At 65.1% G+C, this 25,174-nt stretch carries 25 protein-coding genes and 1 tRNA gene; 8 read left to right on the top strand and 18 right to left on the bottom strand.

Annotated features, from left to right (window positions below; all coding sequences use genetic code 11):
* Positions 1–4 precede the first annotated feature (4 nt).
* From U5S82_17950 to arsS, 4 genes are all read right to left on the bottom strand, one after another.
* A complete protein-coding gene (locus tag U5S82_17950; protein MDZ7753469.1) occupies positions 5–2,608 on the bottom strand; it encodes an Hpt domain-containing protein in 2,604 nt (867 codons plus the stop codon).
* A 288-nt stretch (positions 2,609–2,896) separates the two neighbouring features.
* Positions 2,897–3,544 carry a TIGR04282 family arsenosugar biosynthesis glycosyltransferase gene (locus U5S82_17945; protein ID MDZ7753468.1) on the bottom strand — a complete coding sequence of 216 codons (648 nt, stop codon included), beginning with the start codon at positions 3,542–3,544 and terminating at the stop codon, positions 2,897–2,899.
* Positions 3,516–4,247 carry a TIGR04283 family arsenosugar biosynthesis glycosyltransferase gene (locus tag U5S82_17940; GenBank protein ID MDZ7753467.1) on the bottom strand — a complete coding sequence of 244 codons (732 nt, stop codon included), beginning with the start codon at positions 4,245–4,247 and terminating at the stop codon, positions 3,516–3,518. Before U5S82_17940 ends, U5S82_17945 begins: the two co-directional genes overlap by 29 nt.
* A 96-nt stretch (positions 4,248–4,343) precedes the next feature.
* Positions 4,344–5,303 (bottom strand): arsenosugar biosynthesis radical SAM (seleno)protein ArsS, encoded by a 960-nt coding sequence (gene arsS, locus U5S82_17935; protein MDZ7753466.1) that lies wholly within the window; start codon positions 5,301–5,303, stop codon positions 4,344–4,346.
* Between the two features lie 218 nt (positions 5,304–5,521).
* Here arsS and U5S82_17930 point away from each other — a divergent pair.
* Positions 5,522–5,597, top strand: a tRNA-Ala gene (locus U5S82_17930).
* A gap of 452 nt (positions 5,598–6,049) precedes the next feature.
* Here the strand turns inward: U5S82_17930 and U5S82_17925 are convergent.
* From U5S82_17925 to U5S82_17885, 9 genes are all read right to left on the bottom strand, one after another.
* Entirely contained in the window at positions 6,050–6,481 is a 432-nt protein-coding gene (locus U5S82_17925; GenBank protein ID MDZ7753465.1) for a heme-binding protein, read from the bottom strand.
* Positions 6,481–7,404 (bottom strand): catechol 2,3-dioxygenase, encoded by a 924-nt coding sequence (locus U5S82_17920; protein MDZ7753464.1) that lies wholly within the window; start codon positions 7,402–7,404, stop codon positions 6,481–6,483. The genes U5S82_17925 and U5S82_17920 overlap by 1 nt, the downstream gene beginning before the upstream one ends.
* Positions 7,405–7,438: 34 nt before the next feature.
* Complete coding sequence (locus U5S82_17915; GenBank protein MDZ7753463.1) at positions 7,439–7,783, bottom strand: 2Fe-2S iron-sulfur cluster binding domain-containing protein; 345 nt, start codon at positions 7,781–7,783, stop codon at positions 7,439–7,441.
* 9 nt (positions 7,784–7,792) lie between these two features.
* Entirely contained in the window at positions 7,793–8,854 is a 1,062-nt protein-coding gene (locus tag U5S82_17910) for a 2Fe-2S iron-sulfur cluster binding domain-containing protein (GenBank protein MDZ7753462.1), read from the bottom strand.
* A gap of 16 nt (positions 8,855–8,870) precedes the next feature.
* Positions 8,871–9,230 (bottom strand): phenol hydroxylase subunit P4, encoded by a 360-nt coding sequence (locus U5S82_17905; GenBank protein ID MDZ7753461.1) that lies wholly within the window; start codon positions 9,228–9,230, stop codon positions 8,871–8,873.
* A gap of 29 nt (positions 9,231–9,259) precedes the next feature.
* The gene (locus tag U5S82_17900; GenBank protein ID MDZ7753460.1) at positions 9,260–10,777 is read right to left on the bottom strand and encodes an aromatic/alkene/methane monooxygenase hydroxylase/oxygenase subunit alpha; all 1,518 of its coding nucleotides are present in this window, start codon (positions 10,775–10,777) and stop codon (positions 9,260–9,262) included.
* 17 nt (positions 10,778–10,794) lie between these two features.
* Complete coding sequence (locus tag U5S82_17895; GenBank protein MDZ7753459.1) at positions 10,795–11,070, bottom strand: MmoB/DmpM family protein; 276 nt, start codon at positions 11,068–11,070, stop codon at positions 10,795–10,797.
* Between the two features lie 9 nt (positions 11,071–11,079).
* Positions 11,080–12,081 carry an aromatic/alkene monooxygenase hydroxylase subunit beta gene (locus tag U5S82_17890; protein ID MDZ7753458.1) on the bottom strand — a complete coding sequence of 334 codons (1,002 nt, stop codon included), beginning with the start codon at positions 12,079–12,081 and terminating at the stop codon, positions 11,080–11,082.
* Between the two features lie 100 nt (positions 12,082–12,181).
* Positions 12,182–12,439: a phenol hydroxylase subunit gene (locus U5S82_17885; protein MDZ7753457.1), complete on the bottom strand. Its 258-nt coding sequence runs from the start codon at positions 12,437–12,439 to the stop codon at positions 12,182–12,184.
* A 387-nt stretch (positions 12,440–12,826) separates the two neighbouring features.
* On the opposite strand from U5S82_17885, the gene U5S82_17880 reads away from it, so the two are divergent.
* The 7 genes from U5S82_17880 to U5S82_17850 all read left to right on the top strand — a co-directional run bounded on the left by U5S82_17880 (position 12,827) and on the right by U5S82_17850 (position 19,750).
* Positions 12,827–14,521 carry a sigma 54-interacting transcriptional regulator gene (locus tag U5S82_17880; GenBank protein ID MDZ7753456.1) on the top strand — a complete coding sequence of 565 codons (1,695 nt, stop codon included), beginning with the start codon at positions 12,827–12,829 and terminating at the stop codon, positions 14,519–14,521.
* A gap of 84 nt (positions 14,522–14,605) precedes the next feature.
* The gene (locus tag U5S82_17875; GenBank protein MDZ7753455.1) at positions 14,606–15,574 is read left to right on the top strand and encodes a 2-dehydropantoate 2-reductase; all 969 of its coding nucleotides are present in this window, start codon (positions 14,606–14,608) and stop codon (positions 15,572–15,574) included.
* Between the two features lie 88 nt (positions 15,575–15,662).
* Positions 15,663–16,958, top strand: a complete 1,296-nt coding sequence (locus U5S82_17870) for a hypothetical protein (GenBank protein MDZ7753454.1) — start codon at positions 15,663–15,665, stop codon at positions 16,956–16,958.
* A 143-nt stretch (positions 16,959–17,101) separates the two neighbouring features.
* Positions 17,102–17,404, top strand: coding sequence for a hypothetical protein (locus U5S82_17865; GenBank protein ID MDZ7753453.1), 303 nt, complete (start codon positions 17,102–17,104; stop codon positions 17,402–17,404).
* On the top strand, positions 17,401–17,592 hold the full coding sequence (locus tag U5S82_17860; protein MDZ7753452.1) for a hypothetical protein: 192 nt from the start codon (positions 17,401–17,403) through the stop codon (positions 17,590–17,592). Before U5S82_17865 ends, U5S82_17860 begins: the two co-directional genes overlap by 4 nt.
* 392 nt (positions 17,593–17,984) lie before the next feature.
* The gene (locus tag U5S82_17855; GenBank protein MDZ7753451.1) at positions 17,985–18,818 is read left to right on the top strand and encodes an SH3 domain-containing protein; all 834 of its coding nucleotides are present in this window, start codon (positions 17,985–17,987) and stop codon (positions 18,816–18,818) included.
* Positions 18,815–19,750, top strand: a complete 936-nt coding sequence (locus U5S82_17850) for a hypothetical protein (protein MDZ7753450.1) — start codon at positions 18,815–18,817, stop codon at positions 19,748–19,750. The genes U5S82_17855 and U5S82_17850 overlap by 4 nt, the downstream gene beginning before the upstream one ends.
* A 222-nt stretch (positions 19,751–19,972) precedes the next feature.
* Here the strand turns inward: U5S82_17850 and U5S82_17845 are convergent, their stop codons facing one another.
* From U5S82_17845 to U5S82_17825, 5 genes are all read right to left on the bottom strand, one after another.
* Positions 19,973–20,677, bottom strand: a complete 705-nt coding sequence (locus U5S82_17845) for a PEP-CTERM sorting domain-containing protein (GenBank protein ID MDZ7753449.1) — start codon at positions 20,675–20,677, stop codon at positions 19,973–19,975.
* A gap of 28 nt (positions 20,678–20,705) precedes the next feature.
* Entirely contained in the window at positions 20,706–21,290 is a 585-nt protein-coding gene (locus U5S82_17840) for a hypothetical protein (protein ID MDZ7753448.1), read from the bottom strand.
* A gap of 493 nt (positions 21,291–21,783) precedes the next feature.
* Positions 21,784–22,458, bottom strand: a complete 675-nt coding sequence (locus U5S82_17835; protein MDZ7753447.1) for a hypothetical protein — start codon at positions 22,456–22,458, stop codon at positions 21,784–21,786.
* On the bottom strand, positions 22,455–23,006 hold the full coding sequence (locus U5S82_17830) for a sigma-70 family RNA polymerase sigma factor (GenBank protein MDZ7753446.1): 552 nt from the start codon (positions 23,004–23,006) through the stop codon (positions 22,455–22,457). Before U5S82_17830 ends, U5S82_17835 begins: the two co-directional genes overlap by 4 nt.
* A 379-nt stretch (positions 23,007–23,385) precedes the next feature.
* The gene (locus U5S82_17825) at positions 23,386–25,125 is read right to left on the bottom strand and encodes a VWA domain-containing protein (protein MDZ7753445.1); all 1,740 of its coding nucleotides are present in this window, start codon (positions 25,123–25,125) and stop codon (positions 23,386–23,388) included.
* Positions 25,126–25,174: the final 49 nt, after the last annotated feature.

The following is a 25,174-nucleotide window of genomic DNA, read 5'->3' as shown; positions in this document are numbered from 1 at the left end:
GCCATCAGACGCCCATCTTGAACAGGCCGCCCACATCGATGATGAGCCCCGGGAACCCGTCGGGCATGATGCTCGCCCCCGCGATACCCTGAACCCGCCCCAGGCCGCGCCCCAGGTTTTTGATCACCGTCTGATTCTCCCCCAGTAACTCGTCCACCAGCAGCGCCAGCTGGTGGCCCGAGTCCTCGATGACCACCACGATGGCCTTCGTCGGATCGGCCTCGGCCCCCTCCACCTCAAACAGACGGGCCAACCTCACCATGGGCAGCGGACGCTCGCGAAAGGGTACCATCTCGCCGCGGCCGTAGACGGTTGTGATCATGTCCGGGGTGGGCTGGAAGGACTCGACGATGGACAGCAGGGGCAGGATATAGCGGTCCGTGCCCACCCGCAGGATCATGCCGTCGATGATGGCCATGGTCAGCGGCAGCACCAGGGTCACCCGGGTGCCCCGGCCCTTTTCCGAGGTGATGCGGATGTTCCCCCGCATGCTCAACACGTTGCTGCGCACCACGTCCATGCCGACGCCCCGGCCCGACACCTCGCTCACCTGTTTCGCGGTGGAGAAGCCAGCCTCGAATATCAGGCCGTAGATCTCGTCGTCCGTGAGACTATCGGGGTTGGTGATGAGGCCCCGCTCCAGGGCCTTGGCGGCGATGGCCTCGCGGTCCAGGCCGCGGCCGTCGTCTTCGATCTCCACGTGGATATTGCCCCCCTGATGGTAGGCCCGCAGGGTGATGGTGCCCGCCGGATCCTTGCCTGCCGCCTCACGGTCCGCCGGGGTGGCCTCGATGCCGTGGTCCACGGAGTTGCGGATCATGTGCACCAGGGGATCCCCCAGCTTCTCCACCATGCCCTTGTCGAGCTCCGTCTCCTTACCTTCCACGACGAGATTGATCTTCTTGCCCGTCTTCTTCGCCAGGTCCCGCAGCAGGCGGCTCATCTTGCGGAAGGTGTTGTCGATGGGGATGAGACGCATGGACATCCCCATGTCCTGGAGGCTGCGGGTGATCTTGGTGAGCTGGCTGAGATTGGACTCCAGTTCCCGGGATTCCGCCCGATAGCCCGCCACCTCCTGGGAGACGATGGACTCCACGATCACCAGCTCACCGATGATCTCCAGCAACAGGTCGATGCGATCGGCGTCGATCTTCATGGTCTGGCGCACCCGCGTGCTCCCGCCCCCGCCCTCCCGCGGGACCTCCGATGCTGCTGCCCGGGCGGGTGGCGGGGGCGCGGCGGCCGGCGCCACTGCGGGCGCCGCCGGGGCCCGTGCGGGCCCTTGAGGCAGGGTCCTCGACCGGCCTTCCGCCGCCTGCTTGAGACGGTTGAACACCTGCGGCAACTCGGGATCGGGGGTGAAGGGCTCGCCGGCATTGAGAGCGGCCTCCAGATCCTTGAACATGCGCTTGAGGAGGTCGAGGCCGCTGAAGGTGGCGTCCACCACCTCGCCCTCGAAGGCCAGCTTGCCGGTGCGCACCCCGTCCAGCAGGCTCTCGGCCTTGTGGGCCAGCTTGGACACGGCCATGAGGCCGAGGAACGACGTGGTGCCCTTGATGGTGTGGAAGGCCCGGAAAATAGAAGCGATGGCCTCCTCGTTCTCCGGGTCGCTCTCGAGGGTGATGAGGTTTTCGTCCGACACCTCGAAGTGCTCGTTGATCTCGGAGATGAACTCGGCCGTGATCTCGGGATCCTCTATCTCGACGGGGCCCATGTGGTTGGCGATCTCGTCATCGATGATTGCCTCATCTCCGGCCTCATCTCCGGCCCCATCTCCGGCCCCAACCGCGGCCTCTTCCTGTGGGACAGCCCCATCCACCGGCCCGCCTCCCTCATGGACGGGCGCGGCGTCTCCTCCGGCCGCAGCGTCTTCCTCCGGCAACACCCGCAACTCCGCCATCAATGGCGCGCTGTCGGGCAGGGGCTGCCCCTGCTGCAGGGCCTCCACCACGTGCTCGAACCAGTCCTTGAACTCGAGCAGTGCGTCGATCTTCAACTCGTCACCGGCGCCGGCGATATAGTTCTCCACCTCGTGGAGCACCGCCTCCACGCGGTTGATGCCGAGCACACCGGCCTCCCCCTTGGCGGTGTGCAGCAGGCGCTTGAGCTGCACCAGCAGATCGGGGTCGGGCTCCGTCTCGTAGGTGAGGAGCAGGTCTTCGATGTCCGACACCACCGATTCCTGGTGGCTGATGTATTCGGCCATGATCTCCTTATCGAACCCCGCCACCGGATTGATGTCCGGCTCGCCATCCAGGGGCGTCCCGTCGCCGCCGGCAGCGGCCGCCACCGGGTAGTCCACGTCGGCCTCCTCCAGGCCACGGGCGGTGAAGTGCTGCAATCCGGAGAGCGCCTGCTCGACGAATTCTGTGTCCGTCTCCGCCAGGGCCTCGCCCCGGGCCACCGTATCCTGGAGCCGCCGGGCCGCCGACCGTGCGACCTCCGAGGAGCGGGGATAGCCCCCCCCGAGATCGGCCGCCAGGGCATCGAAGATGGATGCGACATCCGCCAGAAACCCGGCATCACCGGGGTCGGCCATGACGAAACGCTCGGCGAGGCCCTCTACCGATTCCGAAACCCGCTGCTGCAGCTCTTGCGACTCGCTCATCTCATCATCCCGTTGTCCATGCCCCCGAGGGCCTCCGCCGCCACCGACTCGGCACGCCCTTAACTGTTATCGCCCGACAAACAGTATGACTTAAGCCGGCATGACTAAAACATCTGGCGCGGGAAAATACACTCCCGCCGCCGTGGATCGAGTGGAACAACACTTCCATCCACGACACGATCGAAACAGCGGACGCCCCGGGCCATACACCGGCTCGGGCGCAGGGCAGTCAGTGGACCGGGGCCCGCGGCGAGCGGGAGACCGCCGCGCGTAGGGGAGACGCCGGGATCAGGTAGAAGAAGGGACGGCGGGGGCAAGCCGGGGTGGGCAATCGGGGTGCTCCTCCAGGAGGTGAAGGTCCTCGGGCCGGTCGAGGTCCCGCACCGGCTCGAGTTCCAAGGCGCGAACACCCAGGGCCCGCAGCCGCCGGCGCGTCAGGGCCAGCACGGCATCCGTGCCCCAGGGCATCCCCGAGAATAACTCCGGCAAGGCTGCATGCATGCCGATGAGCACATAGCCGCCATCCATGGCGGGCCCCAGCACCACCGCTGCGCCGTCGCCCTCCAGGGCCTGCCGTGCCGCCCGTAGCATGGCGGTATCGAGGTCGGGACAGTCACAGCCGACCAGCACGCCGGCACCGGCCCCCGGGTCATGACCCAGGGCGTTCAGCATGCGCTCGCCCAAGTCCATGCCCCACTGATCGCGCAGGACCACGGGGTACGCCCGGGCGAGTTCCCCGAAGAAGGAATGGCCGCTGTGCGGCGCGCACCACAGCTCCACTTGTTCATAGCCGGCTGCGCAGGCCAGGGCCACGGTGCGGCGCGTCAGCCAGCGCTGCAAGCGCGCCGCCCCTTCTGGGCCGAGGGCGGGGATCAGCCGGGTCTTAACGGCCCCGGGTACGGGGGCCTTAGAGAATATCTTGAGAACGACGGCCATGGTGGCGCGGCTGAGGCCGGCGGGGATAGTAGATGGCCGCCAGGCGCCGCGCGGGAACGCCCGACCAATAGGCCGCCCGCAGGGCCCACATGGTGAGGATGGTGCGCACCATGCCGCCCTCCTCCCAGCGCCGGCTGGAGGTCCATACGGTGTCCCGCAGGCAGACGGGCCGGCTCACTCCGAGGAGACGCCGGCTGAGCTCGATGTCCTCCATCAGGGCTTGCTCGGGCACACCGCCCACCGCCTCCAGCACGTCGCGCCGCACGAATATCGCCTGATCGCCCGTGGCGATGCCGGTGAGCCGCGAGCGCAGATTCATGGCACGCTCCACCAGGCGCAACCCGCAACTGCCGCCACTGAGGCAGACATCGAAGCGCCCCCACGGCGCGCCGCGGGCGAGGGCCTCGACGATCAGCAGATCACCGCCGGCCGGCAGCTCCGTATCGGCGTGCAGAAACACCACGGCATCACCTGTGGCATGACGCGCCCCCAGGGCCATCTGGCGACCCCGGCCCGGGGCACTCGCCAGGACCCGGTCGCACAGTCCACGGGCACGATCGACGGTACCGTCGGTGCTGCCGCCGTCCACCACGATGACCTCGTGGCCCCGCTCCCGCATGGAGACCAGGGCCAGCAGGGCGCGCTCGATGCGAGGAGCCTCATCCAGCACCGGCATGACGATGGAGAGCCTACGGACCACCATGGACCCCGGGGTGATAATCCGCACCGCGCGAGCCCGACCGAACACAGCCCGCATAGGGCTTGTCCGGAGTTTCCACAATGGTCAGCGTGTTCCGCATCAGGCCAGGGCCCCGCCGCAACTGCTGCCCTGCCCGGCCGTGCAGCCATAGCAGTGGCCGGCGACGGTGATGGGCCGGTCCACCAACTGGCGGACATCCACGTCCCGAACATGGAGGCGCGCGCCGGCCTCCGCCAGCGGCAGGTCCAGCATCTGGTTGAAATCACAGTCGAACAGGTAGCCCCGCCAGTCCACGCTCACCAGGGAACGGCACATCACCTGCTCCAGGTTCTCGTCCCGATGAGCTTGGCGCAGGGTATCCATGTAGTCGTCGAACTGCCCGCTGGACAGCAGGGTGCTACCGAAGCGCTGGATGGGCATGTTGGTGAGGGTGAGCAGACGATTGAAGTGGATGCCGTAGCGGGCCTCCAGTTCACGCCGGTAGTCCGCCTCCAGGCCACACTGGGGCGGCGGCAGGGAGGCGCCCTGGGGGTTGTACACCAGTTCCAGGTCGAGGCCGCTGCCCGGCATGCCGTAGCCCAGGTCGTTGAGGGTGCGGAGTCCACGAATGCTGGCATCGAACACGCCGTCGCCGCGCTGCGCGTTGACATTCTCCTCCAGGTAGCAGGGCAGCGAGGCCACCACCCGCACCCCATGTTCCGCCAGAAATTCAGCCAACCCTTCCTGGCCGGGCTCCTCCAGGATGGTGAGGTTGCAGCGATCCAGCACCTGCACCCCGCGGGCGCTGGCCAGTTCCACCAGGGTACGGAAATGGGGATTGAGTTCCGGCGCGCCGCCGGTGAGGTCCAGCACCGCCACGCCGGCCCGATCCACGAACTCCAGCAAATCCTGCATGGTCTCCCAAGTCATCTGCTCGCGGCGCTTGGGGCTGGCGTTGACGTGGCAGTGGAAACAGTGCTGGTTACAGCGATAGCCGAGATTCACCTGCAGGGTCTCCAACCGGCCGCGCCGGATGGCGGGAAAAGGGATCTGATTGAGTCTGGAAAGTGTCGGTCGCATGGCTCTCTCTGGAAAAACTGCCACAGACCGGAGGGGCGGCCCGCAGCTTGTGGCGATGGTCCCATGGTATCGCGACTCACCGTCCATCGGCAGTCTCGCGCCCCCGGGAACCCGGGTCATCAAGCGCCGCACCCTCGGCCTGATGTCCAAGTGACCGCCGCCGCCCGTCTTTCCTCACTGGCACCGCGCCCCGCCATAGGCTATATTCCGCACCCTCTGGGGCCGTAGCTCAGCTGGGAGAGCGTCGCGTTCGCAATGCGAAGGTCAGGGGTTCGATCCCCCTCGGCTCCACCAACAAAAACAGCAAGTTATAAGCAAAGCAAGAACAGAGAAAGGCAAGACAGGACGCCCCGTAAACGCCAGGTAACCGCGAATGCGCGCCGACAGCGCGCCCAGCGCTCTCCGGGTAAGCGCAGAAGCCAAGGAGGACCCGGGGGTTAAAATCATCCATGGCATAAGCGAAACCCTCATCATCGGCAACCGCGTACAGGTCGCGGTCCTCGCCGTGATAGGGACTCACTTCCACCAAGCGGAGGTTAACTCTCATGGCGATACGCGCCCGCCCAAGATGATGAAAGAGGAGCGCGTATCGCCATGCTCGTTCCCTCACCCCATCCCTGTACTCCGGGCATCCGGCCCTTCGCCCTGCGGGCCGCGCCAAGGCGCGTTCAAATCCGTTCCCGACGGATTTGTCCCAGCGGGAGAGGGGGAAATCGTGCTTCGCGACTTTCACATTAAAAGGCTTTTCAGGCGGCATCCAGGCCCACGGCCCGGAGTCCCGCTAGGGCGCAGGCCGTGTCTTCTTCCTCGCTGGCCCCCGATACGCCCACGCCGCCGATGATCTGCCGGTCTTCCACGATGGGCACGCCGCCTGCCAGGGTCACCAGCCGCGGGCGCAGCATCAGGCCATCCTTGAGCTGGGGGGCCTCCTCGAAGATCCCCTTCCACTGGCCGGTGGGAAAACCGAAGCCCACGGCACAGTAGGCCTTGTCCTGGGCGATGTCGATGGAATGCAGGAAGGCGCCGTTGACGCGCTGAAAGGCCATGAGGTTGCCGCCGGGGTCCACCACGGCCACGTTCACCTTCACGCCCATCTCGATGGCATGGTCGGCGGCCGCCTGGCAGATCCGCCCGGCGGTCGCCCACTCGATGCAGCGTTGCTCGATGGAGGCCGCCATCAGGTCACCACGGTGAGGAAACGCTCGTTGAGCACCTGGTCATGGTAGAAGATGGCGCCGCCCAGCTCGTCGGCGGTCCAGGTGATGGGCTCGTAGTCGGGATAGAAGCTGTAGTCGCCGTGGAACACCTCGTTGCGGTTGCCCGACGGATCGAAGAAGTAGATGGTGCGCCCGCGAGTGATGCCGTGGCGGGTGGGGCCGATGTCGATGGAGATCTTGTAGCGCCCGATGATGTCCGCGGCCCGCAACACCTCCTCCCAGGAGCCCAGCAGGAACGAGGCATGGTGGAACTTGCCGTCCTCGGCGTGGCGCACCAGGGCGAGATCGTGGGCCTTGTTGCTGCAGGTGATGAAGGCCGCCACCCGCAGTTCACCGTCCATCACCTGTTCCGTGAGGCGGAAGTCCAGGGCGTCCTCGAACAGCTTCACGGTGCCGTCGATGTCACCGCCGTAGAGCAGGCAGTGGTCGAAGCGCTGCACCGCCATGCCGTGGGTGATCTCCTCATGCCACGGATCGGGGTTCACCAGTCCCATGGCGGTGCCCATGTAATCCTTCTCGGCATAGAGCTCGAACACGTGTCCGGTGGGGGAATCGAAACGCACCCGCTCGCCGCAGTGGTTGAGTTCACCCGCCGGGATGCGCTCGGTGGTGCTGCCGGCATCCTTGAGCCGCTGCTCGAAGGTATCCAGGATCGCCTGGCCGTCCACCTTGAAGCCCATGAAATCCATCCCCGGGGCGTCGGCCTCCCGCAACACCACCGAGAACCAGTCCCGCTCGTCCCAGGCCTTGAGGTAGACGCGGCCGCTGTCGTCACAGTCCACCTCCTGGAGGCCGAGACGGTTCTTGTAGTGGACCAGGGACTCCTCCATATCCAGGACCCGGATGCATACATGCCCCGGCCGCATTACGCCTGTCATTGCCATTGTGTTCTCCTCCTCGTCGCCTAAGCCGCGCCGGTCATCGGGCATCGCCCGCCTGCGCGTGCTTGAAAAATGCCTTGTCCATGGTGCCGATGACGGCCAGTTTGATGTCGCTAGCGGGCCGGCAGCGGCAGGCGAGCACGATGCCCCGGGCCTCGTCCTCGACGCTCACATGGACGCGGCTCATCTTCCGGCACTGGATGTCGCCCGCGGTGACATGGACCTTGCATACGCCACAACCCCCACCCCGGCAGCCCACGGGAATACCCTTGCGCCCGAGGCGCTCCATACCCGTGAGCAGGGTCTGCCCCGCTCCACAGTGGAAGGTCTCGCCAGTGTCCGTGATGAACACCTCATAGACCTCTTCCCCAGCTCGCGCCATGGGCAGTCCTCAGACCTTGCGGAACAGGGGGCTACGCTGACTGTCCTGGGCGGCATCCGCCGCCGACAGGAACTTCTCCATGAACATGTCCCGCTCGAACAGGCGTCCCCGCATGAGACCCGTGACACAGGCGTCGATCATGACCGGGGGGCCGCAGATGTAGGCCTTGTTGCCGCGAAACTCGCCATTGAAACGGGCGCTCGCCACATCGTGGACGAAGCCCGTGGCCCCCTCCCAGGCGTCATCCTCCCGGGGTTCGGATAGGGCGGGGATGTAGGTGAAGTTATCATGTTCGGCCGCCAGCCCCTCGAAGAACTCGCGGTCGTAAAGTTCCGACAGGTTACGCACCCCGTGCACCAGGGTGATGGGCCGGGTCTCGCCGTTCTCCAGTAGATCGAGGATCATGCCCTTGGGACTGGACAGCCCCGTGCCCCCGGCCAGAAACAGCATGGATTCCGGCGCCGACTTGCGCACGAAGAAGCGGCCATAGGGGCCCGTCAATTTCAATTCGTCGCCCACCGCCAGCCTCTCGTGGATATAGGTGGTGGCTTCTCCCCCGGGGACCAGGCGCACCTGGAGTTCCACCTCGCCCTCCCGGGAAGGCGGATTGGCCATGGAAAAGGGGCGCGGCTGCTCGATGCCGGGCAGTTCCAGTTGCAGATACTGGCCGGCCTGGAATGGCATGGGGCGGTCCAGTTCCATCAACACCCGTTTGGCCGTGGGGGTGAGATCCTCGAGGGCAACGACGCGTCCCGTGAAGTCCTCCACGGGATGCACCTCGGCGTCGGGATCCTCATCGATATCCGCCTCGATGACCAGATCCGACTCGGGGATGGACACGCACGCCAGACACTTGCCCTCCTCCCGCTCGAAATCCATGAGGGCGAAGGGGGAGGCTTCACCATGCTCCACCTCGCCTTCCAGCACCTGTACCTTGCAGGTGGCGCACAGGCCGTGACAACAGGCATGGGGCAGCCAGATCCCCGCCCGCAGGCAGGCATCGAGGATGGTCTGGTTCTCTTCGACCTCGACGGTCTCGCCGAGGGGTTCGATGGTGACTTGGTAACTCACTTATCCGGCTCCTCCCTTACCCACCCGTGCCCTCGAGGCCATCCAGACCGGGCTGGTAGAAACGCAGCACCGACTTGTGGTGAATACCCTGGTCCTTGAGGCTCTTGTCCATGTCGGGCTGGAAGGGCTCGTCGTCCAGCGTCCACTGGACCTCGGACCAGTCGATGTGTTGCCAGTCGGGATGCTCCCCGTAGGCGTTGGGGGTGATGTCGTCGCACACGATGCCGAAAGGGGCATCGGGCGGCACCGGCACGCAGATGGGGGAGCAGAACATGCGATGCTTCTCCCAATCCAGATAGATCAACTGGTTGCCGTGGAAGTTCTCCACCTTGTCGAGGGGGGTGCCCTCATAGCCCGCGGGCGTGGTATTGCTCATGGCTCAATCCTCCTGTGGTCCGGCCCGCCTCAGGCGGCATCGTCTTCCTTCGCCACCTGTCCCTTCCACTTCTTCCAGTTCTCGTAGTCCGGCGAGAAGGGATACTTGGCGTTGTCGGCACCATCCACCAGGTGATACCACTCGAGGACCTCGGGCACGGTGGCGCCACCGCAGTTGCCCTGATAGATCTGATGCACCGGCAGCCAGCTCTGCACGTATTTCTCTGGCTCGTTGTCGAAGATGTCCTTGCAGCCGTCCGAGCAGAAGTGGTAGTGGTCGCCCTTGTACTCGCTGGCGCGGAAGCAGACGGTCGTCGGATCATCCGGCTCCGTGTAGAACATGGGGACCTGGCAGGTCTGGCACAGCATGGGCAGGGTGGGGTTTGAGAACGGCTTGCCCTGCTCTTCCAGGTTACGGAAGAAGGTGAAGCGCGGCCGGTAGTACTTGTCGAAGGTCTCCGGGTACTTGGCGGACAACCACTCCATCTCCTCCTCGCTCGGCATCCAGGAGTTGAAGGCGGCGGCGTGGCCGTAGTTGTAGAACACATTCCAGGTCTCGTGGGACAGGCGATCGGCCTCCTTCACGGACACCTCCCAGTGCTTGGGCATGCGCACCCCGTAACGGGCCAGGTCCTCGAACAGGGCGCCACCGTTCTGCACGAAATACATGTCCCACGCCTCCTTCCAGGACATCACACGCTTGGGCAGCATGTAATCCATCATCATGGAGACCAGGGACAGCAGCCGGTAGCCACGCCAGAACCACTTGTCGATCCAGCCCTGGATGATGGGCAGGTTGTCGGGATGGGCCTCCAGCATGAACTTGATGACCTCGAGGCCGAGGGTCATGTGACGGGACTCGTCCGACTGGGCGGAGAAGCCGAAGGTGACGGTGGCCATGTCGCCGTTGTAAGCGGCGCCGGACATGAAGGGCATGAACAACAGGTTGGTCAGCACGTACTCGAAGGAGAAGGAGATGGCCGTGATGAACTCGAAGGGCCCCGCCGTCATGGCGTCGTCGAAGAAAGACTTGGGCACCGACAAATACCACACCCGGTCGTGCATGTGGCTCCAGTCATGGAATCCGTTGAAATACTTGTTGTAGTGGCTCATGGTGTGGATCTGGGTCTGCACATGACGCAGCTCGTCCACGGACTGCATCTGACAGGCCACCTGGGCACCCACCCCCGGGAACTGGCGCCCCACCATGGCGAAGCCCCGGTGGGCCTGGTATTCGAGGGGCGAAACCCCGGTCAGGAACAGCTTGATGGCATTGACGTAACGCGCGTCCGTCACGTTCAGATGGGCGTTGTTCTGAGCGAAGGCGTCGATGATGGAATAGAGCTTGCGCTCTTTCTCCGCCTGGTACTTCCAGTAGGCGTCCATGGTCAGGCGGAAGGGGTCTTCCCATTTGCTCCAGTCATCGATCTTGATGCCCTCCATCTCCATCTGGGGGAACAGTTTCTCGAAGGGCTGATAGCTGGGATCCCAACTGAGATCCCGGGTCATGAGGGCGTACTTGTCACGCAGGTTGAGTTTCTTGGCCATCAATATCTCCTAACCGTTCAGTTGTTTCGCTCGAGGATGAACTCGTCCTCGGTCTCATCCACGTTGCCCGAGATGGATACCAGACTGACGTGGATCTCCTGAGGGTCCCACTCCCGCCCTATCAACTCCTCGACCGTCTCCCGCTTCACCACGATCCGTCCGGGGGCGTCTATCTTCACCATGGCCGGAAAATGACTGACCGTGGCATGGGGATTGTCCCGCTCTATGGCCTCGATGATCCCGCGCGCGTCTTCGTTGTTCTGAAGCGCGATATACACCATGTTTTTCGGCATTGGACTCCCCTAGAATTCTAGATTGCACTTCTTCGCGGCGCGGTTCTTCAATTCCGCCACCATGTCGGCGAGGGCGCCCGGTCCCTCGTCACCCAGGGCCAGGGTGGCCAGAGGGGCGAGGGCCTCATGGGCCCGTTCGGTCCACTGGGCGCACCATGCCTCGAGTTGCTGCTTGTTGGCGTCGGACTCGGCCGCCGCGGTCTTCATGAAGGCATCCACGCAGCGGGTGCTCTCGGCAAACCAGTCCACCATGAAGGTGGTGAGCATGGTGAGGGTGGACCCGCCGTGCTCGGAGACGGCGAGATCGAAGCGGTCATAGATCATTGGATACAACAGGCCGTTCATGACGAAGTTCTGGGCGGCATAGATCTCGAACCAGTCGTCCAGCACCATCATGTCTTCCATCATGCGCCGCAGGGGCTGCCAGCCCTCGTCCTCCATCCACTGGCGCTTGGATTCCGCCAGGGCGTCCCCGCTGTTGCCGTCCAGCAGCAGGCCGATGCGGGACAGGTACTGGGCCATGCCCAGGTGGTCCATCATGGCGAAGGCCCCGGTCTGGGTCATGGCGGTGCCGTAGCCATAGGCGGCGATGTAACAGTTGTTCTGGTTGGCCGTGAACTCCACATGGCGCAGGGGCAGCAGCACGGCTGCCACGCGGGCCCGCCACTCATCGCTCATGAGGTCCAGCAGTTCGCGCTTCTCCACGAAGCTGAAGTTGCGCTCCGCGTTGTCCTGCTGCTTGGCGCGGGTGATGGTCCAGGTGCCGTAATAGAACTGGCGGGGATCCTTGAAGGCGTACCAGTCCTCCATGCGGATGGCAGTGCGGCGCGGATCATAGAGTTCGTGCTGCGGGTCCCAGAAGGGCCGGTAGTGGAAGTTCTCCATGGGCTGGACATCGAAGGTGGCCTCCTGGTAGCGGGAGGCCGTCTTGCCCTCGCCGATGCGCCGCGCCACGTTGTCGAAGGTCTGGCGGATAGGCTTGATGTCGGTGGTCCTGATGTCGATCTGCATCTGACGCTCTCCGGTCTTTCAGTTGATTGGCATTGAGTATCCGACGAGCCCATGCCGCCCCGGCATGGGCCATCGCTTATCCATCTAGGGGCCCGTCCACCTAAGGCCTATCATCCTTTTTCACCTCGTCCCCCTCCTGGGAGATGAAGCCTTCCCGCCAGCGCTTGCGATCGGCCTCGATGGCGGCGGAATCGGCCTCATCGAGAAAGGTCACGCCGTTGGCGTTACAGAACTCGTTGAAGGCCGTGGTGGGTAGGATGAGTTCCACGTAGAGACCGGGGTCCCCGATGGAGAAATCGAACTCCACGAACCCATCGTCCCGCATGCGACGTATGCACACGTACTTGTCTTTGGTCACGTCCCCGGCACCGGCAGGCCGCTTGAGGGGGAGGACCCTGCGGTCTCGCTTCATCGTTTCTTCCACCACCCAATGTTATTGGGAAAGACTGTTAGCAGGAACCGTGCCATGGCTGTAGCGCCTTATTTATCAGCTAGTTAGGAATGGCCGCCAGTCACGCCTTGCTGAACTGGTTAAAAATACGCCAGGACGGCCTTATCAAATAATGAACCCTTCAGCTTCTCAGAAGAATTTCACCATTTAATAACACGCCTATGGGGTTATCGCTCGTTAAAATCGACAAATCGCTATATTTGCGATATTTTACCTTATGCACGCCTCGTCACAAGTCGATGCCCTTGATGAATAGATCAAATTGATGTTTTTAACCCGTCCACAGGTAAGGCCATGCCGTCCATCGAACTGAACAGCTACGTCGATATGCCCTCCCCCTTGAGCGTGGAGTTCGAGAAGGGGCGCATCACCCTCGAGAAACACCGCATGCTCATGCTGCACGCGGGTGCCATGGGGTCCCTGCGCCGGGAACTCATCGACACCCTGGGCATGGAGTGGGCGCGGCGGGTGCTGACCCGCATGGGCTTCGTCTCCGGCGAACTCGATGCCGGCATGGCCCGGCGCCTGATGCCCAACGCCGCCGATGACGATCTGCTCCTCATGGGGCCTATGATGCACTCGGCGGAGGGCATCGTGCGGGTGTCGCCGCTCAAGGTGGACATCGACATCGCCAACCAGAAGTACTACGCGGAGATGCTGTGGGAGGACTCCTTCGAGGCCGAGGTCCACGTGGAGTCCATGGGCCTGTCCCCCGAGGCCGTGTGCTGGATCCAGATCGGTTATGCCTGCGGCTACACCAGTGCCATCGTCGGCAAGCGGATCCTTTACAAGGAGGTGGAATGCGCGGGCTGCGGCGATCGCCACTGCCGCATCATCGGCAAGCCTATCGAGGAATGGGAAGACGCAGCGGAAGAAGCTCGATATTTCGAGCCCATCCGCGTGGCCGACCAGATCATCCAGCTCCAGGAGGAGGTGCAACACCTGCGCTACTCCATAGACGACCAGGTGGCCATGGGCGAGATGGTCGGTACTTCCGCGGCCTTCCGCGACACCTGCGAACTCATCCACAAGGCGGCGGACAGCCAGGTAACGGTGCTCCTGCTCGGTGAGACGGGGGTGGGCAAGGAGGTGTTCGCCCGTTCCCTCCACAGCATCAGCACCCGGGCCAAGAACACCTTCGTGCCCATCAACTGTGCCGCCATCCCCGAGGAACTCATTGAGTCGGAGCTGTTCGGGGTGGAAAAGGGCGCCTACACCGGAGCCCAGCATTCCCGTCCCGGGCGCTTCGAGCGGGCCCACGGCGGCACCCTGTTCCTGGACGAGGTGGGTGAACTCTCCGCATCCGCCCAGGCCAAGATCCTGCGGGTCCTGCAGGATGGTGAATTCGAGCGCATCGGCGACACCCGCACCCGCCGGGTGGACGTGCGGCTGGTGGCGGCCACCAACGTCGACCTCAAGCAGGCGGTGGAAGCGGGGCGTTTTCGCGCCGACCTCTACTACCGCCTCAATATCTTCCCGGTCATCGTGCCGCCCCTGCGGGATCGCAAGGACGACATTCCCCTGCTGGTGAACCGCTTCCTGGAGAAATACTCGGCCCGCCACGGCAAGCGGGTCACGGGCATCACCGAGCGCGCCATGGAAACCCTCATGAAGTTCGACTGGCCCGGCAACATCCGCGAGCTGGAGAACATGATCGAGCGCGGCGTCATCCTGGTGGGGCCCAACCAGCAGATCGACGTCAAACAGATATTCCCCTGCGTGGATCTGAGCCGCGGCATGGCGGGCACCGCCCCCGGCCCCGGCGGCGAGGCCCCCCGGGAAGCCGCGGGCTCCCTGGACCACATGGTGGAAAGCGCCCTGAATCAAAGCACCTCCCTCGAACAGATCGAGCAGATCATGCTGACCAAGGCGGTGGAGCGCAGCAATGGCAACCTCAGCTCCGCCGCCCGCCTGCTCAACATGACCCGGCCCCAGTTGGCCTACCGCCTGAAGAAATACCAGGCGGAACCCGCTGCGGTAACGGATTGACCGTCTGAAGCCGATCGAACCATCCGCAAAGGGGGGCGGGGAAAAGAATCGACCCCCACCTGAAGGCATGACAGACAAGAAGCGATGAGATTCCTGATCCTCGGCGCGGGCGGCATCGGTGCCTATTTCGGCAGCCGCCTGGTGCAGGCGGACCACGGCGTGACCTTCGTGGTGCGGGGCGACCATGGCGCCGCCCTCGCCTCCCGGGGCTTGGTGCTCGACCACCCGCAACACCCCTATGCCGGGCCGGTGGATACCGTATCCGGCGACGCCCTCACGGCGGCCCGGGTGATGAATGCCGACTACGTGCTGGTGTGCCTCAAATCCACCGCCACGGCGGAGGCCGCCCACCACCTCGCGGCCCTGATGCCGCGCCGGGAGGACCCCGGCGGCCCCCTGGTGGTGTCCCTGCAGAACGGCGTGGACAACGAGGCCGTGCTGGCGGACATTCTCGGCGCGCGGCGGGTGGTGGGCGGCCTGACCCGGCGCATCGGCGCCCATATCGCCGCGCCCGGCCACGTGTGGGCCACCGGCCCGGCCGAGACCCTACTCGGACGCTGGCCCGACGATGCCCGCTGCGGCCCCGATGCCCCGTCCCGTGCCTCCATCGAGGCCCTGGCCGAGGCCCTGCGGGGGGCGGCCATCCCCACGGAGATCAGCCCCGACATCCACCGGGAGCTGTGGCGCAAGCTGGTGATCAACAACGGCGTCAACGCCCTGGCGGCCCTCCTCGGAGAGGAGACCGGGCCCTTGCTCGCCGATCCCGGCCTGTCGGAACTCGTCCACGACCTCATGGCGGAGGCGGCGGCCGCCGCCCGGGCCGACGGCGTGCTGCTGGACCGGGAGGCGGTGGATGAGATGCACCGCCTCATCTCCACCTTCGATTCCATCAAGCCCTCCATGCTGGTGGACCGGGAACGGGGACGCGAGCCCGAGATGGACGCCATCTGCGGCGCCGTCATCGCCCGCTGCCGGGCGGCCGGGGAGGATGCCCCCCACACCCGCACCGTGGTGCGGCTGCTGCGCCACGCCCTGGAGCGGGATCGCCGGTGAACCTCGTCGTCGAGGTGCTCCAGGTCAGCGTGCCGGTGTTCCTCATCGCGGCCCTGGCGGTGATCCCCGCCGTGCTGTTCGTCATCCTGTGACCGGGGTTCGGCGCCAGCGGCTGGCAGGCGGGCTGCTCACCATTACCTTCCTGACGGCCATGGCGCCGGCCCTGTGGCCCGAGGCGCCCCGCTGGCCCGGCGGCGCCGCCGCCTGGTTCGCCGCCCTGCTCATGTGGCGCGACATCCCCGCCCGGGCACGCCGCCAGTCGGTGGTGCTGGTGGGGGTGGGAGGCTTGGCCATGGCGCCCTTCCTGGTCCAGGGCACGCCCATACCCTGGCGCCAGGCCCTGGGGGCCAATGCCCTGCTCATCGGCATGCTCATCGCCGTGAGCTTCCTGCGGCTGGTGAGCCACGCCGGGACCGTTGATGGCGAGGTGCCGGGCGGCCGCCGGGCCCTGTGGCGCACCCTGCTGGGCCTGCACCTGTTCTCCTCGGTCATCAACATCACCATGCTGTTCATCGTCGGCGATCGTCTCGCCCGGGACGGTACCCTGGGACGCCGCCGTGCCACCGTGCTGGCCCGCGGCTTCGTACTGGCCGCCTACTGGTCCCCCTTTTTCGCCGCCATGGCCACGGCCCTGACCTGGGCCGAGGGCGCCCGCCTGGACCTGCTCATGGCCCTCGGCCTGCCCCTGGCCGCCGTGGGCCTGCTGCTCACGGTCTGGGAGCGGCCCGCCGCCGCCGACAGCGACTTCCACGGTTATCCCATGAACTTCGCGGGGCTGTGGGTGCCGGGCCTGCTGGCGGCCCTGGTGCTGACCATCCATCAACTGTGGCCGCCCATCCCCGTGCTCGCGGTCATCGCCATCAGCGCCCCTGCCATCAGCCTGCTGCTGCTGGCGATCCGGGCGGGTCCCGCCGCCGCTCCCGCTCTCCGCCACCACGTGGAGTCCGGCCTGCCGCGACTGTTGAACGAACTGCTGCTCTTCATCGCCGCCGGCGTCCTGGCGGCCGGGCTCGGCGTGCTGTTCGCCAACCTCGGCGGCTGGCTGCCCTTCACGGCCTTCGGCCCGCTGGAGGCGACGGTGGTCCTGCTGGTCATCGTGGCGGCGGCCGTGGCCGGCATCCATCCGGTGGTCACCATCGCCACCTTCGGCACCCTGCTGGCACCCCTGGAGCCGAACCCTCATCTGCTGGCCATGAGCTACCTCGCCGGCTGGGCCATCGGCCTGCCCATCAGCCCCTTCTCCGGCGTCGGCCTCGCCCTCCAGGGCCGCTACCACGTCCGCGCCGGCGACATCATCCGCTGGAACTACCCCTGGGGGCTCGCCATGATGGCCCTCACCGTCGGCGGCTTCTTCATCATGGAGAGGCTCAGCGTGGGCCATTGATGGCCTCCCCCGAAACCGCTAAGACCGAAACGCCGACCACCTGTTTGCAGCCTTGGGGCACCGCGCTATGCCGAGCCAATACTCCCTGGAATATAATCGGTTCAGATTGGCAAGGAGCGTTTGGCAACCCGCGGGACAAGAGAATGAACACGCCGGATAAGCGGATCATCATTATTGCCGGTCCTAACGGTGCGGGAAAAACCACCTTCGCCGGGGAGTTTCTACCGAATGAGGCCCACTGCCCGACCTTTGTCAATGCCGACCTCATCGCCGCCGGGCTCGCCCCCTTCGAACCGGAACGGGCAGCTTTCAGAGCCGGGCGGCGGCGCTTCGTAGCTGGCCTGCGAAATTTCGAAAACCTGTACAAACCGGTGGTTAATGAGTGGGCGCTGTACGACAATTCTGGCGGCGAGCCGGCGCTGATTGAAGAAGGAGTGAACGCATGAGCGGAGAATTCATGGATTCCAGCAACAAGCCGAAAGAACGTGACCCCGATATGGCGGCGGCTGAAATCGCCATGAAACGGGCGGCGGCGAAGGCCCGGCGGAAGGCCAGGCAAGTGGGTGTGGGCATTGTGCTGTGGAAGAATGGCCAGGTCGTCGAGGAACAGCAAAACACCTCGGCTGGCGAGTGATTCTCGCAATATGCCAGAGTGAGTAACCCATGCCCCATGCCATCAGAGTCCATGAAACCGGGGGGGCCGAGGTGCTGCGCTGGGACGAGGTCGCCGTCCGGCCAGCGCTGTGCGACACAGCCCTCAGCTCTCTCTTGCCGCGGGCGTGGCCGGCAAAACAGCGGTGGGCGCAAATCCGACCCATTGCACCCATGGCTCAGTAAACGGTTAATAGACGTTTGTGTGCCAACGAACAGACACCGCCCGGATCATCGGCATAGCGTGACCCAATGCAGGGACAACGAAGCCATGTCGCACGGTCCACGCGCAAGGACGTTCTCCACGCCCCATCAACAAGTCGCCGGTCCCGTCGTGTCCTACGACGTCGACCCAGGCTCACGAGGTTATCCAGAATGAACAGATCCCATACCCGACAGGTCATGGTCGCCGCAACCGTCTTGACGCTCGCCGCCGGACCGCTGGCGAGGGCGGAGCATCCGGCTTCGCAGCACCACGGCCAGGATGACTTCATGAGTCGGATCACCGACATGCTGACCAAAGAGAACGTGGGAAAAGGCGTCGGCGGCGTGCTCGGCGGTGTGCTCGGTTCACAGGTGGGCTCTGGATCCGGCAAGACAGCCGCCACCATCGTCGGCGCGCTGGCCGGCTACTGGCTTGGTGGCGAGGTCGGGCGCCGCATGCAGGCGTCAGATCGTGAAGGCCTGGCTCACTCCACCGCCACCGCCATAGAGACTGGCGAGTCGCAGACATGGGTCAATCCCGATACCGGCGTGCGCACCGAGGTACAGGTGCAGGACGCCGACGATGAGCCGTCGAGCCGCCCGACCCAGGCGCCGCCCCTCGAAATGATCAATGGATGGTACGCCGCGACATCGCGAAGTAATGTGCGTAGCGGTCCAGGTACGAACTATCCGGTCATCGACCAAATCGAGGATGAACAAGAGGTGCCCGTCGTCGGACGGGTGTCGGGCGAGAACTGGTATATGTTGGCTCGGAACGGACGCGGCTATGGATTCGTTCATTCGACGTTGCTGAATCCCGTCGGGCAACAGCAGGCGGACAGCAACGCGATCCGCGAGCACGCCGGCCAGGACTTCGACGACACCATGCTCGCCCAGCCGGAATGCACGCTAGTGACCCAGAAGGTGACGATGCCGGACGGCAGCACGGCCTCGGAGAAGTTCAGAACCTGCCGCAACGAAGACGGCACCTGGGAGGTCGCATGAACACGGCAAGAATCGTAGTGGTCCTGGCGATGGTGGCCGGCGCTCCGTCGGCGGCGGCCAGCGGGCGCCTGCTTCTCGAGGATCCCTCCTTCCATGCGACGGTCTCCAGCGCTCTGGACTGCGGCGCGCCGATCCATCTCGGGCTGACCACCCCGGATCCGGCGCTACTGGACGCGGACACCGGCGACGCCCAGCGCGTGGTGGATGCCGCACTGGCGGCAATCCGCTTCCAGTGCCCGGACATCACCCGGGTGACGGTGCACGGATCACTGCAGGGTGACGCCGAGGAAACATTCATCGCCACGGCCCACAGCAGGGGCGGCTGGATGCTCAAGCCCGAGCGGACCTTCCAACTCTCGCTCCCACCACGGGCGAGCGGCGTCAACCGCACCCCATTGCAGCCGTCACCAGAGGCGCCGGTGCTGATGATTGCGGGCCTCGAGCCGGGCATGAGTCTGGATGCGGCCCGCGCAGCCATCGCCGCGAACTTCGGCACCGAGCCGCGTTTGTACGACGACGGCCCCAGATTGGCCGTGGAGGAGAACGGCTGTCGCCCCGGGGGCAGTTGGCAGACCCGCTCCTCCGGGGCCGTGGCGGGCTCACGGTGCATCGAGGCGTGGTTCACGGATACCCGCTACCCCCGTCTTTACCGTATCGAGTATGCCGAAGTCGTCACGGGACTACAGTCCGATGACGCGACCGACGGTCTGGTGCACCGCTACGGCAAGCCGGCCGTTCGCGAAGACGCCACAGGGAGGTGGAACAGTCCCCGCGCCACGCACCTCGCCTGGGGCCAGGTGCACACGGTGGACGGCGCCTCGCGTCATCCCCTGGAAGCAACGGTCACCCCCTTGAGAGAACTGACCGTGCTCGAGATTAGCCTTCACGAACCGGACACCGCCCAGACGACCGCACCATCGTTTCGCTACTGAACTCGATGAGGCAGGGATCCAGGGGGGGGTGTAGCAGCAAGGTAGGTCGGCTGCTCTTGGCAGCCGACGAGGCCCTGGGTGTCGCCACATCCCCATGCCGGATGTCGCCGGAGTCGCGGCATTCATAGGAGAAGTCGCCGATCAAGCGGCGGGTCCTGAGTCACAGTCACAATGCCCGCGGGATCGGAACCACCGTCATCCCGAAGTCGGCGTTGGCATGGCTCAGTTGCGCCTCGCACCCCGCGGGCGTTTATTGGAGCGGCGCAGATAGAGACCGGCGCCGCCGAGCGCGAGCAAGGCGAACGTGCCGGGCTCGGGGATCGTGCCACCGTTAACGCCGCCGCCCGGCGGTGGACCGGGGACGAAGGTATCCGCGGTGATCTGCACTGCATAGCCATTGCTCGAGCCGTGGTCCTCGAGCAAGAGTTGGAGGAAGTGTGTGCCCGCGGAAAGATCGCCGACGTTGAATACGTGTTCGCCAAGAGAAACACCGCCGGCCCGGCGCGCGCCGCCGAGATAGGTGCCGTTCAACCAGGCGAAGATGCCGTTATCGACGCCGAAGTTCGCCACCACGTTCGTCGCCGCCAGCGTATCGAACTGATAGATGACCGCCACCTCGGTACCCACGGTCCAGCTGTTGGGAATGGCCGCGAGGAGGTCCCAGTTGGCATTGAGATTCAACGGATCGGTAAGCCAGTTGCCGAGCACGGCATCGGCGGTGGACAGATCCGGTGCGGTCGGGAAGTTGAGATTTGAATCGTTGGAGACCGGGAACGGACCGCTTTCCCCGCCGTTGGTACTGTTCAGCAGCGTACCGATGCTGTTGTTGTAAAAGCCCGGATCGCTGGTCTCTACGAGCACCACCGCATGCGCATACACCGGAACCATAATGGCGGCGACGATTGCGAGTGTCTTGAGTCTGTTCATGAGTCTTCTCCGATTAAGTCTTCTCTGGTTACGACCTTGTAGCGGGGTTCCTCGTCGACCTCGGATCCATCACGCGCCGTCTGGCACCGAGGAGCAATCCCAGCGCAGGGGCCAGCATCACGAGTGCGGGGGGCAGTGGAACGGGAGCGACCACTACAATACCGGGCGCCGGACCCGATCCCCAGACGAAATCGAATACGCCGCCATCGAAGATGCCATTCAAGTCATCGTCAATCACGATGTCGTATTCGCCCGGCGTAAGTGGGGCGGGCCACAACTCAACGTCGATGAACACCCCAGTCAGCGTCTCGGCGAGGCCTGCCAAGTTTAGTGCACCGCCTGGGGTCACATCCGCCGGGATCGGCTTGGCGAAATCCCAATTGTCGTTGGGCACGACGTAGACGTTTGCGGTGGCCGGGATGACGATGGGTGGAATGACGGAGATCGAGCCCGGCGAGATCTGGCCGGTAATGAAGATGGACTCCTCGATCTGAAAGATTTCCTGGCCAGCCGGATCCAGTCCGTCGGTGGGGAGCAGAAAGGTGGCTGACCAAGCTGGCGTCGCGATCAGCAGCGAACCGAATAACACAATCGATGTCAATGCTCGCATCATTGCTCTCCTTCCGCGACCGGACACGCAACACTCATTAAATAGGCAAACCGCATGCCAGGGTTCAGCATACTCAAAACAATCAATATCATAGGACCGGCAGGTCGAGTCGATACCGTTCTTTACACGGTGAAACTGTAAAGTTCGCCGACAGGATCGGCCGATCCTGGTCGGGGTCGGACGAGCGAAAGGCCAGCGGAATCAGAAGTCTGCTCGTCAGACCGGTTGAATATTGCGGTTAGCGGAAACATTACGTCTCCAAAATCGACACTCCAGGGAAGGAACTCATGGCGCGCGCCAAGCTTTTTCACGGCGAAACTGTAAAGTTTGTCGACAAGATCGGCCCACCCTGGCCAGGGGGCCTGTCCGGGCGGATGGCGGAAGCCGGTTGTCGGACTGAAGTCCGACCTACAACCGACTTACAGCCGCCCCCAGATACACCACCACCGCCCGTTCCCGGGGCACGGATGTGGGTCGGGATTCATCCCGACATGGATCACTGGCGCAGCAACGCGTCCAGTTCCGGAGGCAACTCGTAATCCGGGTAGCGCTCCACGAAGGACTCCAGGCGGCGCCGGGCGACCTTTGTTTCCCCCGTCTCGACGAGCCGCCGGATGGCGGCCAGTTCCGCCGCCGCCCCGGACGGCAATCCGCCGGCCCCGGCATCGTCGTCATGCGCTTGGTCCATGGCCTTGCTCCGCGGCAGGTGCATCAGGCGTGCCGGCGTGCCGCCTCCTTCCTTTTCCCGTGACGGCAAGGCCCGGTCGCTAGCAGGCGCGGGAGGGGGAACGGCCTCCCGCAGCAGTACCGGGGGATCTCCGTTCGCGGGTGCGGGCCGCCGGTTTTCAGTGGCGGCGTCGGAGGCGGACGGCGGGGCCGGCACGGCGTCCGGGGCCGGCGCCGCCGTCTCCTGGCGCGGCACCATGTCCTCGTCCACGAGGATCGGGTCCGGATCCACCTGGTAGATCAGCAGGGTAGTGGTCATCACCACCACGGCGGCGGCCGACAGGGCCAGGGGCCAGCGACCGCTGAAGGGGGTGAAGCGCGCCAGAGGGGAACGGGTGGCGCGCCGGGCGGCGTCACGGATGGTACGGTCGAGGTGGGCCGGCGGCTCCTCAATGGCGGCGACTCTGTAGAGGGCCGCCAACTCCTGGTCTCTCTTTCCTGTCACAGGCAATCCTCCAGCCCCCCGCGCAACCGGCTCATGGCATGGCGCAGCCGGCTCTTGGCGGTCTCCGCCCCCACGCCCATGACGCGGGCCATGTCCTCGAGGCCGAGCCCCCCTTCCTGGCGCAGCAGGAAGGCCTGGAGCTGGGGCGGCGACAGCTTGTCCAGCAACGCCATGAGGCGCTTAAGACAGTCCGCCATGAAGGCCTGATGGTCCATGGCGGGGCGCGGGTCGGGGTCCTCGGGCCCATCGCCGGATACCAGCCGGGAACGCTCCTGCTGGCGGTAATGGTCCACCAGCCGGTTGTGCGCGATACCGTAGAGCCAGCTCCGAAAGGAGCCCGTGGGCCGGTAGCGCCGGCGCATGCCGATGACCCGCATCCACACGTCCTGGAACAACTCCTCCGCCACCTCCGGTCCGCCGCACTGGCGCAGCAGGTAACGGTACACGCCGTTCCTGTGGCGCCCGTAGAGGATGTCGAAGGCATCCGCGTCACCGCTCGCGTAGGCGCTCATGAGGTATTCGTCGGTGGGGTCGGTGGGGACGGGCATGGGGAAATGGTGAATGGTGAATGGTGAATGGTGAATGGTGAATGGTGAATGGTGAATGGTGAATGGTGAATGGTACAGCGAGTATGGCTCCTGGTTGGCGTGGGCAGTAACATCAAGGCACGCCAGCTTGCACCAAATCCCTCAAGCCAAAGCGGAAACGCCCACCTTCAGCCACCCCCCCGTCGTCGCCTTTTGCCTTTGCCTTTGCTTTTGCTTTTGCTTTTGCTTTTGCTATTGCTATTGCTATTGCTATTGCTATTGCTATTCACCATTCACCATTCACCATTCACTTGCTTCTGGTCTATTCACCATTCACTTGCTTCTAGTCTATTCACTCACTTCTGGTCCATTCCCTCGCTTCTGGTCCCTTTTCACTCCCCTACTTCCCCCCCGCCGCCGGCGGCGACTCCAGCGCCTCGGCCAGGGCCACGAGGGGGAGAAATCCGCCCCGGTAGCCGAATGGGTCGTCACCGCGGGCACCCTGGGCCAGGGCCAGTATTTCAGGGTAGTCGAAGCCCTCCAGATACTTGCCGCCCCGCAGGCGCTGGGCGAAGGCGGCCACGGCGGCGGCGAAACGAAAATCCTGGCTGGTTTCGGCGAGTAGGGGCGCACTATCCGACACCGCCAGCACCTTCTCCTGGAGGACGCTGGCGCCGTCATGGGCCGTCTTGTAGCGCAGTCGCAGCAGTCCCACCTCGCCGTCGCGGCCGCCGTCCGCCACCACCGGGGTCTGGTAGCGCCCGGGGCTGAGGCGCCGGGCGGGGCTGTCCACCAGGGTGAGTTCGTAGAGGGCGGTGACGGTATGGCCGGCACCGATGTCGCCGGCATCCACCCGGTCGTTGGCGAAGTCCTCGCGCGCCAGGGCCCGGTTCTCGTAGCCGATGAGTCGGTATTCCGCCACCACCGCCGGATTGAACTCGAGCTGAATCTTCACGTCGTGGGCGATGGTGAACAGCGTCGCGCTCATCTCCTCCACCAACACCTTGCGGGCCTCGGCCAGGGTATCGATATAGGCATGGTTGCCGTTGCCGGCGTCGGCCAGGCGCTCCATCAGGTGGTCATTGTAGTTGCCGGCGCCGAGGCCCAGGGTGGTCAGCCCGATGCCGCTGCCGCGCTCGCGTTCCACCAGGCCCACGAGGGCATCGAAGTCCACCATGCCCAAGTTGAAGTCGCCGTCGGTGGCGAGGATGACGCGGTTGACGCCGCCCTCGATCCAGCCCTGGCGGGCCAGGTCGTAGGCCAGCCGAATGCCCGCACCACCGTTGGTGGAGCCACCCGCCGTGAGGCCGTCGATGGCCGCCTTGATGGCGGCCTTGTGGTCCCCCGAGGTCGACTCCAGCACCGTGCCCGCAGCACCCGCATAGACGGCGATGGCGATGCGGTCATCGCCGTCCAGCTGACCCACCAGCAACCGCAGGGCGTTCTTGAGCAGGCCCAGCTTGGCGGGGGCGCGCATGGAGCCGGACACGTCCACCAGGAACACCAGGTTGCTGGCGGGAAGTTGGTCAGGCGGTACCGCGTAACCCTTGAGGCCGATGTGCAACAACCGGGTTTGGGGGTTCCAGGGGGTGGGGCCTATCTCCGTGGTGACCCGGAAGGGACGCTCCCGACCGGCGGGCGCGGGATAATCGTAGCCGAAGTAGTTAATCAGCTCCTCGGCCCGCACGGCGTGCGCCGGAGGCATGCTGCCGCGCTGGAGCAGGCGGCGCACATTGCTGTAGGCGCCGGTATCCACGTCGATGCTGAAAGTGGAAAAGGGATCCTCCGCGGCCAGCCGCAGGGGATGGTCATGGAAGCCATGGTAGTTCTCGCGATTCACCGGCTCCGCGGGGGGACGCAGGGCCGCGAGATCGGCGGCGAAGGTGTCGGCCCGCGCCACCGGGCGACCGGCCGGGTGCGCCGTGTGGGCCTGTTTGGGTCGCGACGGCGTGACCGCCAGCTCGTGGCGTACGCCACCGGCCCCGGGCGCGGCGGGCTCCACCGTCACCCCCGGCGGCGGCGCGCCGCTGCCATCCGGCACCGGCGTCACGGCGGATCCCGTATCCTCTTTCGATGTGGGGGCACAGGCTGCGGCCAGCAACACCGCGACCACCAGGCCGATGATTACAGGTTTCTTCATGACGTTCTCCCGCGGGAACTCCAGTGGATGGGCTGTCTCTCATCCGGGG

The sequence above is a fragment of the Gammaproteobacteria bacterium genome (assembly GCA_034522055.1).
Taxonomy (GTDB): Bacteria; Pseudomonadota; Gammaproteobacteria; order JAABTG01; family JAABTG01; genus JAABTG01.
This window is presented reverse-complemented; position numbering and strand designations above follow the sequence as displayed.

Excerpts from the sequence above, each read along its gene's own strand:
- U5S82_17950 (MDZ7753469.1), bottom strand. The coding sequence starts at position 2,608 with ATGAGCGAGTCGCAAGAGCTGCAGCAGCGGGTTTCGGAATCGGTAGAG.
- U5S82_17945 (MDZ7753468.1), bottom strand. The coding sequence starts at position 3,544 with ATGGCCGTCGTTCTCAAGATATTCTCTAAGGCCCCCGTACCCGGGGCC.
- U5S82_17940 (MDZ7753467.1), bottom strand. The coding sequence starts at position 4,247 with ATGGTGGTCCGTAGGCTCTCCATCGTCATGCCGGTGCTGGATGAGGCT.
- arsS (MDZ7753466.1), bottom strand. The coding sequence starts at position 5,303 with ATGCGACCGACACTTTCCAGACTCAATCAGATCCCTTTTCCCGCCATC.
- U5S82_17925 (MDZ7753465.1), bottom strand. The coding sequence starts at position 6,481 with ATGGCGGCCTCCATCGAGCAACGCTGCATCGAGTGGGCGACCGCCGGG.
- U5S82_17920 (MDZ7753464.1), bottom strand. The coding sequence starts at position 7,404 with ATGGCAATGACAGGCGTAATGCGGCCGGGGCATGTATGCATCCGGGTC.
- U5S82_17915 (MDZ7753463.1), bottom strand. The coding sequence starts at position 7,783 with ATGGCGCGAGCTGGGGAAGAGGTCTATGAGGTGTTCATCACGGACACT.
- U5S82_17905 (MDZ7753461.1), bottom strand. The coding sequence starts at position 9,230 with ATGAGCAATACCACGCCCGCGGGCTATGAGGGCACCCCCCTCGACAAG.
- U5S82_17900 (MDZ7753460.1), bottom strand. The coding sequence starts at position 10,777 with ATGGCCAAGAAACTCAACCTGCGTGACAAGTACGCCCTCATGACCCGG.
- U5S82_17895 (MDZ7753459.1), bottom strand. The coding sequence starts at position 11,070 with ATGCCGAAAAACATGGTGTATATCGCGCTTCAGAACAACGAAGACGCG.
- U5S82_17890 (MDZ7753458.1), bottom strand. The coding sequence starts at position 12,081 with ATGCAGATCGACATCAGGACCACCGACATCAAGCCTATCCGCCAGACC.
- U5S82_17880 (MDZ7753456.1), top strand. The coding sequence starts at position 12,827 with ATGCCGTCCATCGAACTGAACAGCTACGTCGATATGCCCTCCCCCTTG.
- U5S82_17875 (MDZ7753455.1), top strand. The coding sequence starts at position 14,606 with ATGAGATTCCTGATCCTCGGCGCGGGCGGCATCGGTGCCTATTTCGGC.
- U5S82_17865 (MDZ7753453.1), top strand. The coding sequence starts at position 17,102 with ATGAACACGCCGGATAAGCGGATCATCATTATTGCCGGTCCTAACGGT.
- U5S82_17860 (MDZ7753452.1), top strand. The coding sequence starts at position 17,401 with ATGAGCGGAGAATTCATGGATTCCAGCAACAAGCCGAAAGAACGTGAC.
- U5S82_17855 (MDZ7753451.1), top strand. The coding sequence starts at position 17,985 with ATGAACAGATCCCATACCCGACAGGTCATGGTCGCCGCAACCGTCTTG.
- U5S82_17850 (MDZ7753450.1), top strand. The coding sequence starts at position 18,815 with ATGAACACGGCAAGAATCGTAGTGGTCCTGGCGATGGTGGCCGGCGCT.
- U5S82_17845 (MDZ7753449.1), bottom strand. The coding sequence starts at position 20,677 with ATGAACAGACTCAAGACACTCGCAATCGTCGCCGCCATTATGGTTCCG.
- U5S82_17840 (MDZ7753448.1), bottom strand. The coding sequence starts at position 21,290 with ATGATGCGAGCATTGACATCGATTGTGTTATTCGGTTCGCTGCTGATC.
- U5S82_17830 (MDZ7753446.1), bottom strand. The coding sequence starts at position 23,006 with ATGCCCGTCCCCACCGACCCCACCGACGAATACCTCATGAGCGCCTAC.
- U5S82_17825 (MDZ7753445.1), bottom strand. The coding sequence starts at position 25,125 with ATGAAGAAACCTGTAATCATCGGCCTGGTGGTCGCGGTGTTGCTGGCC.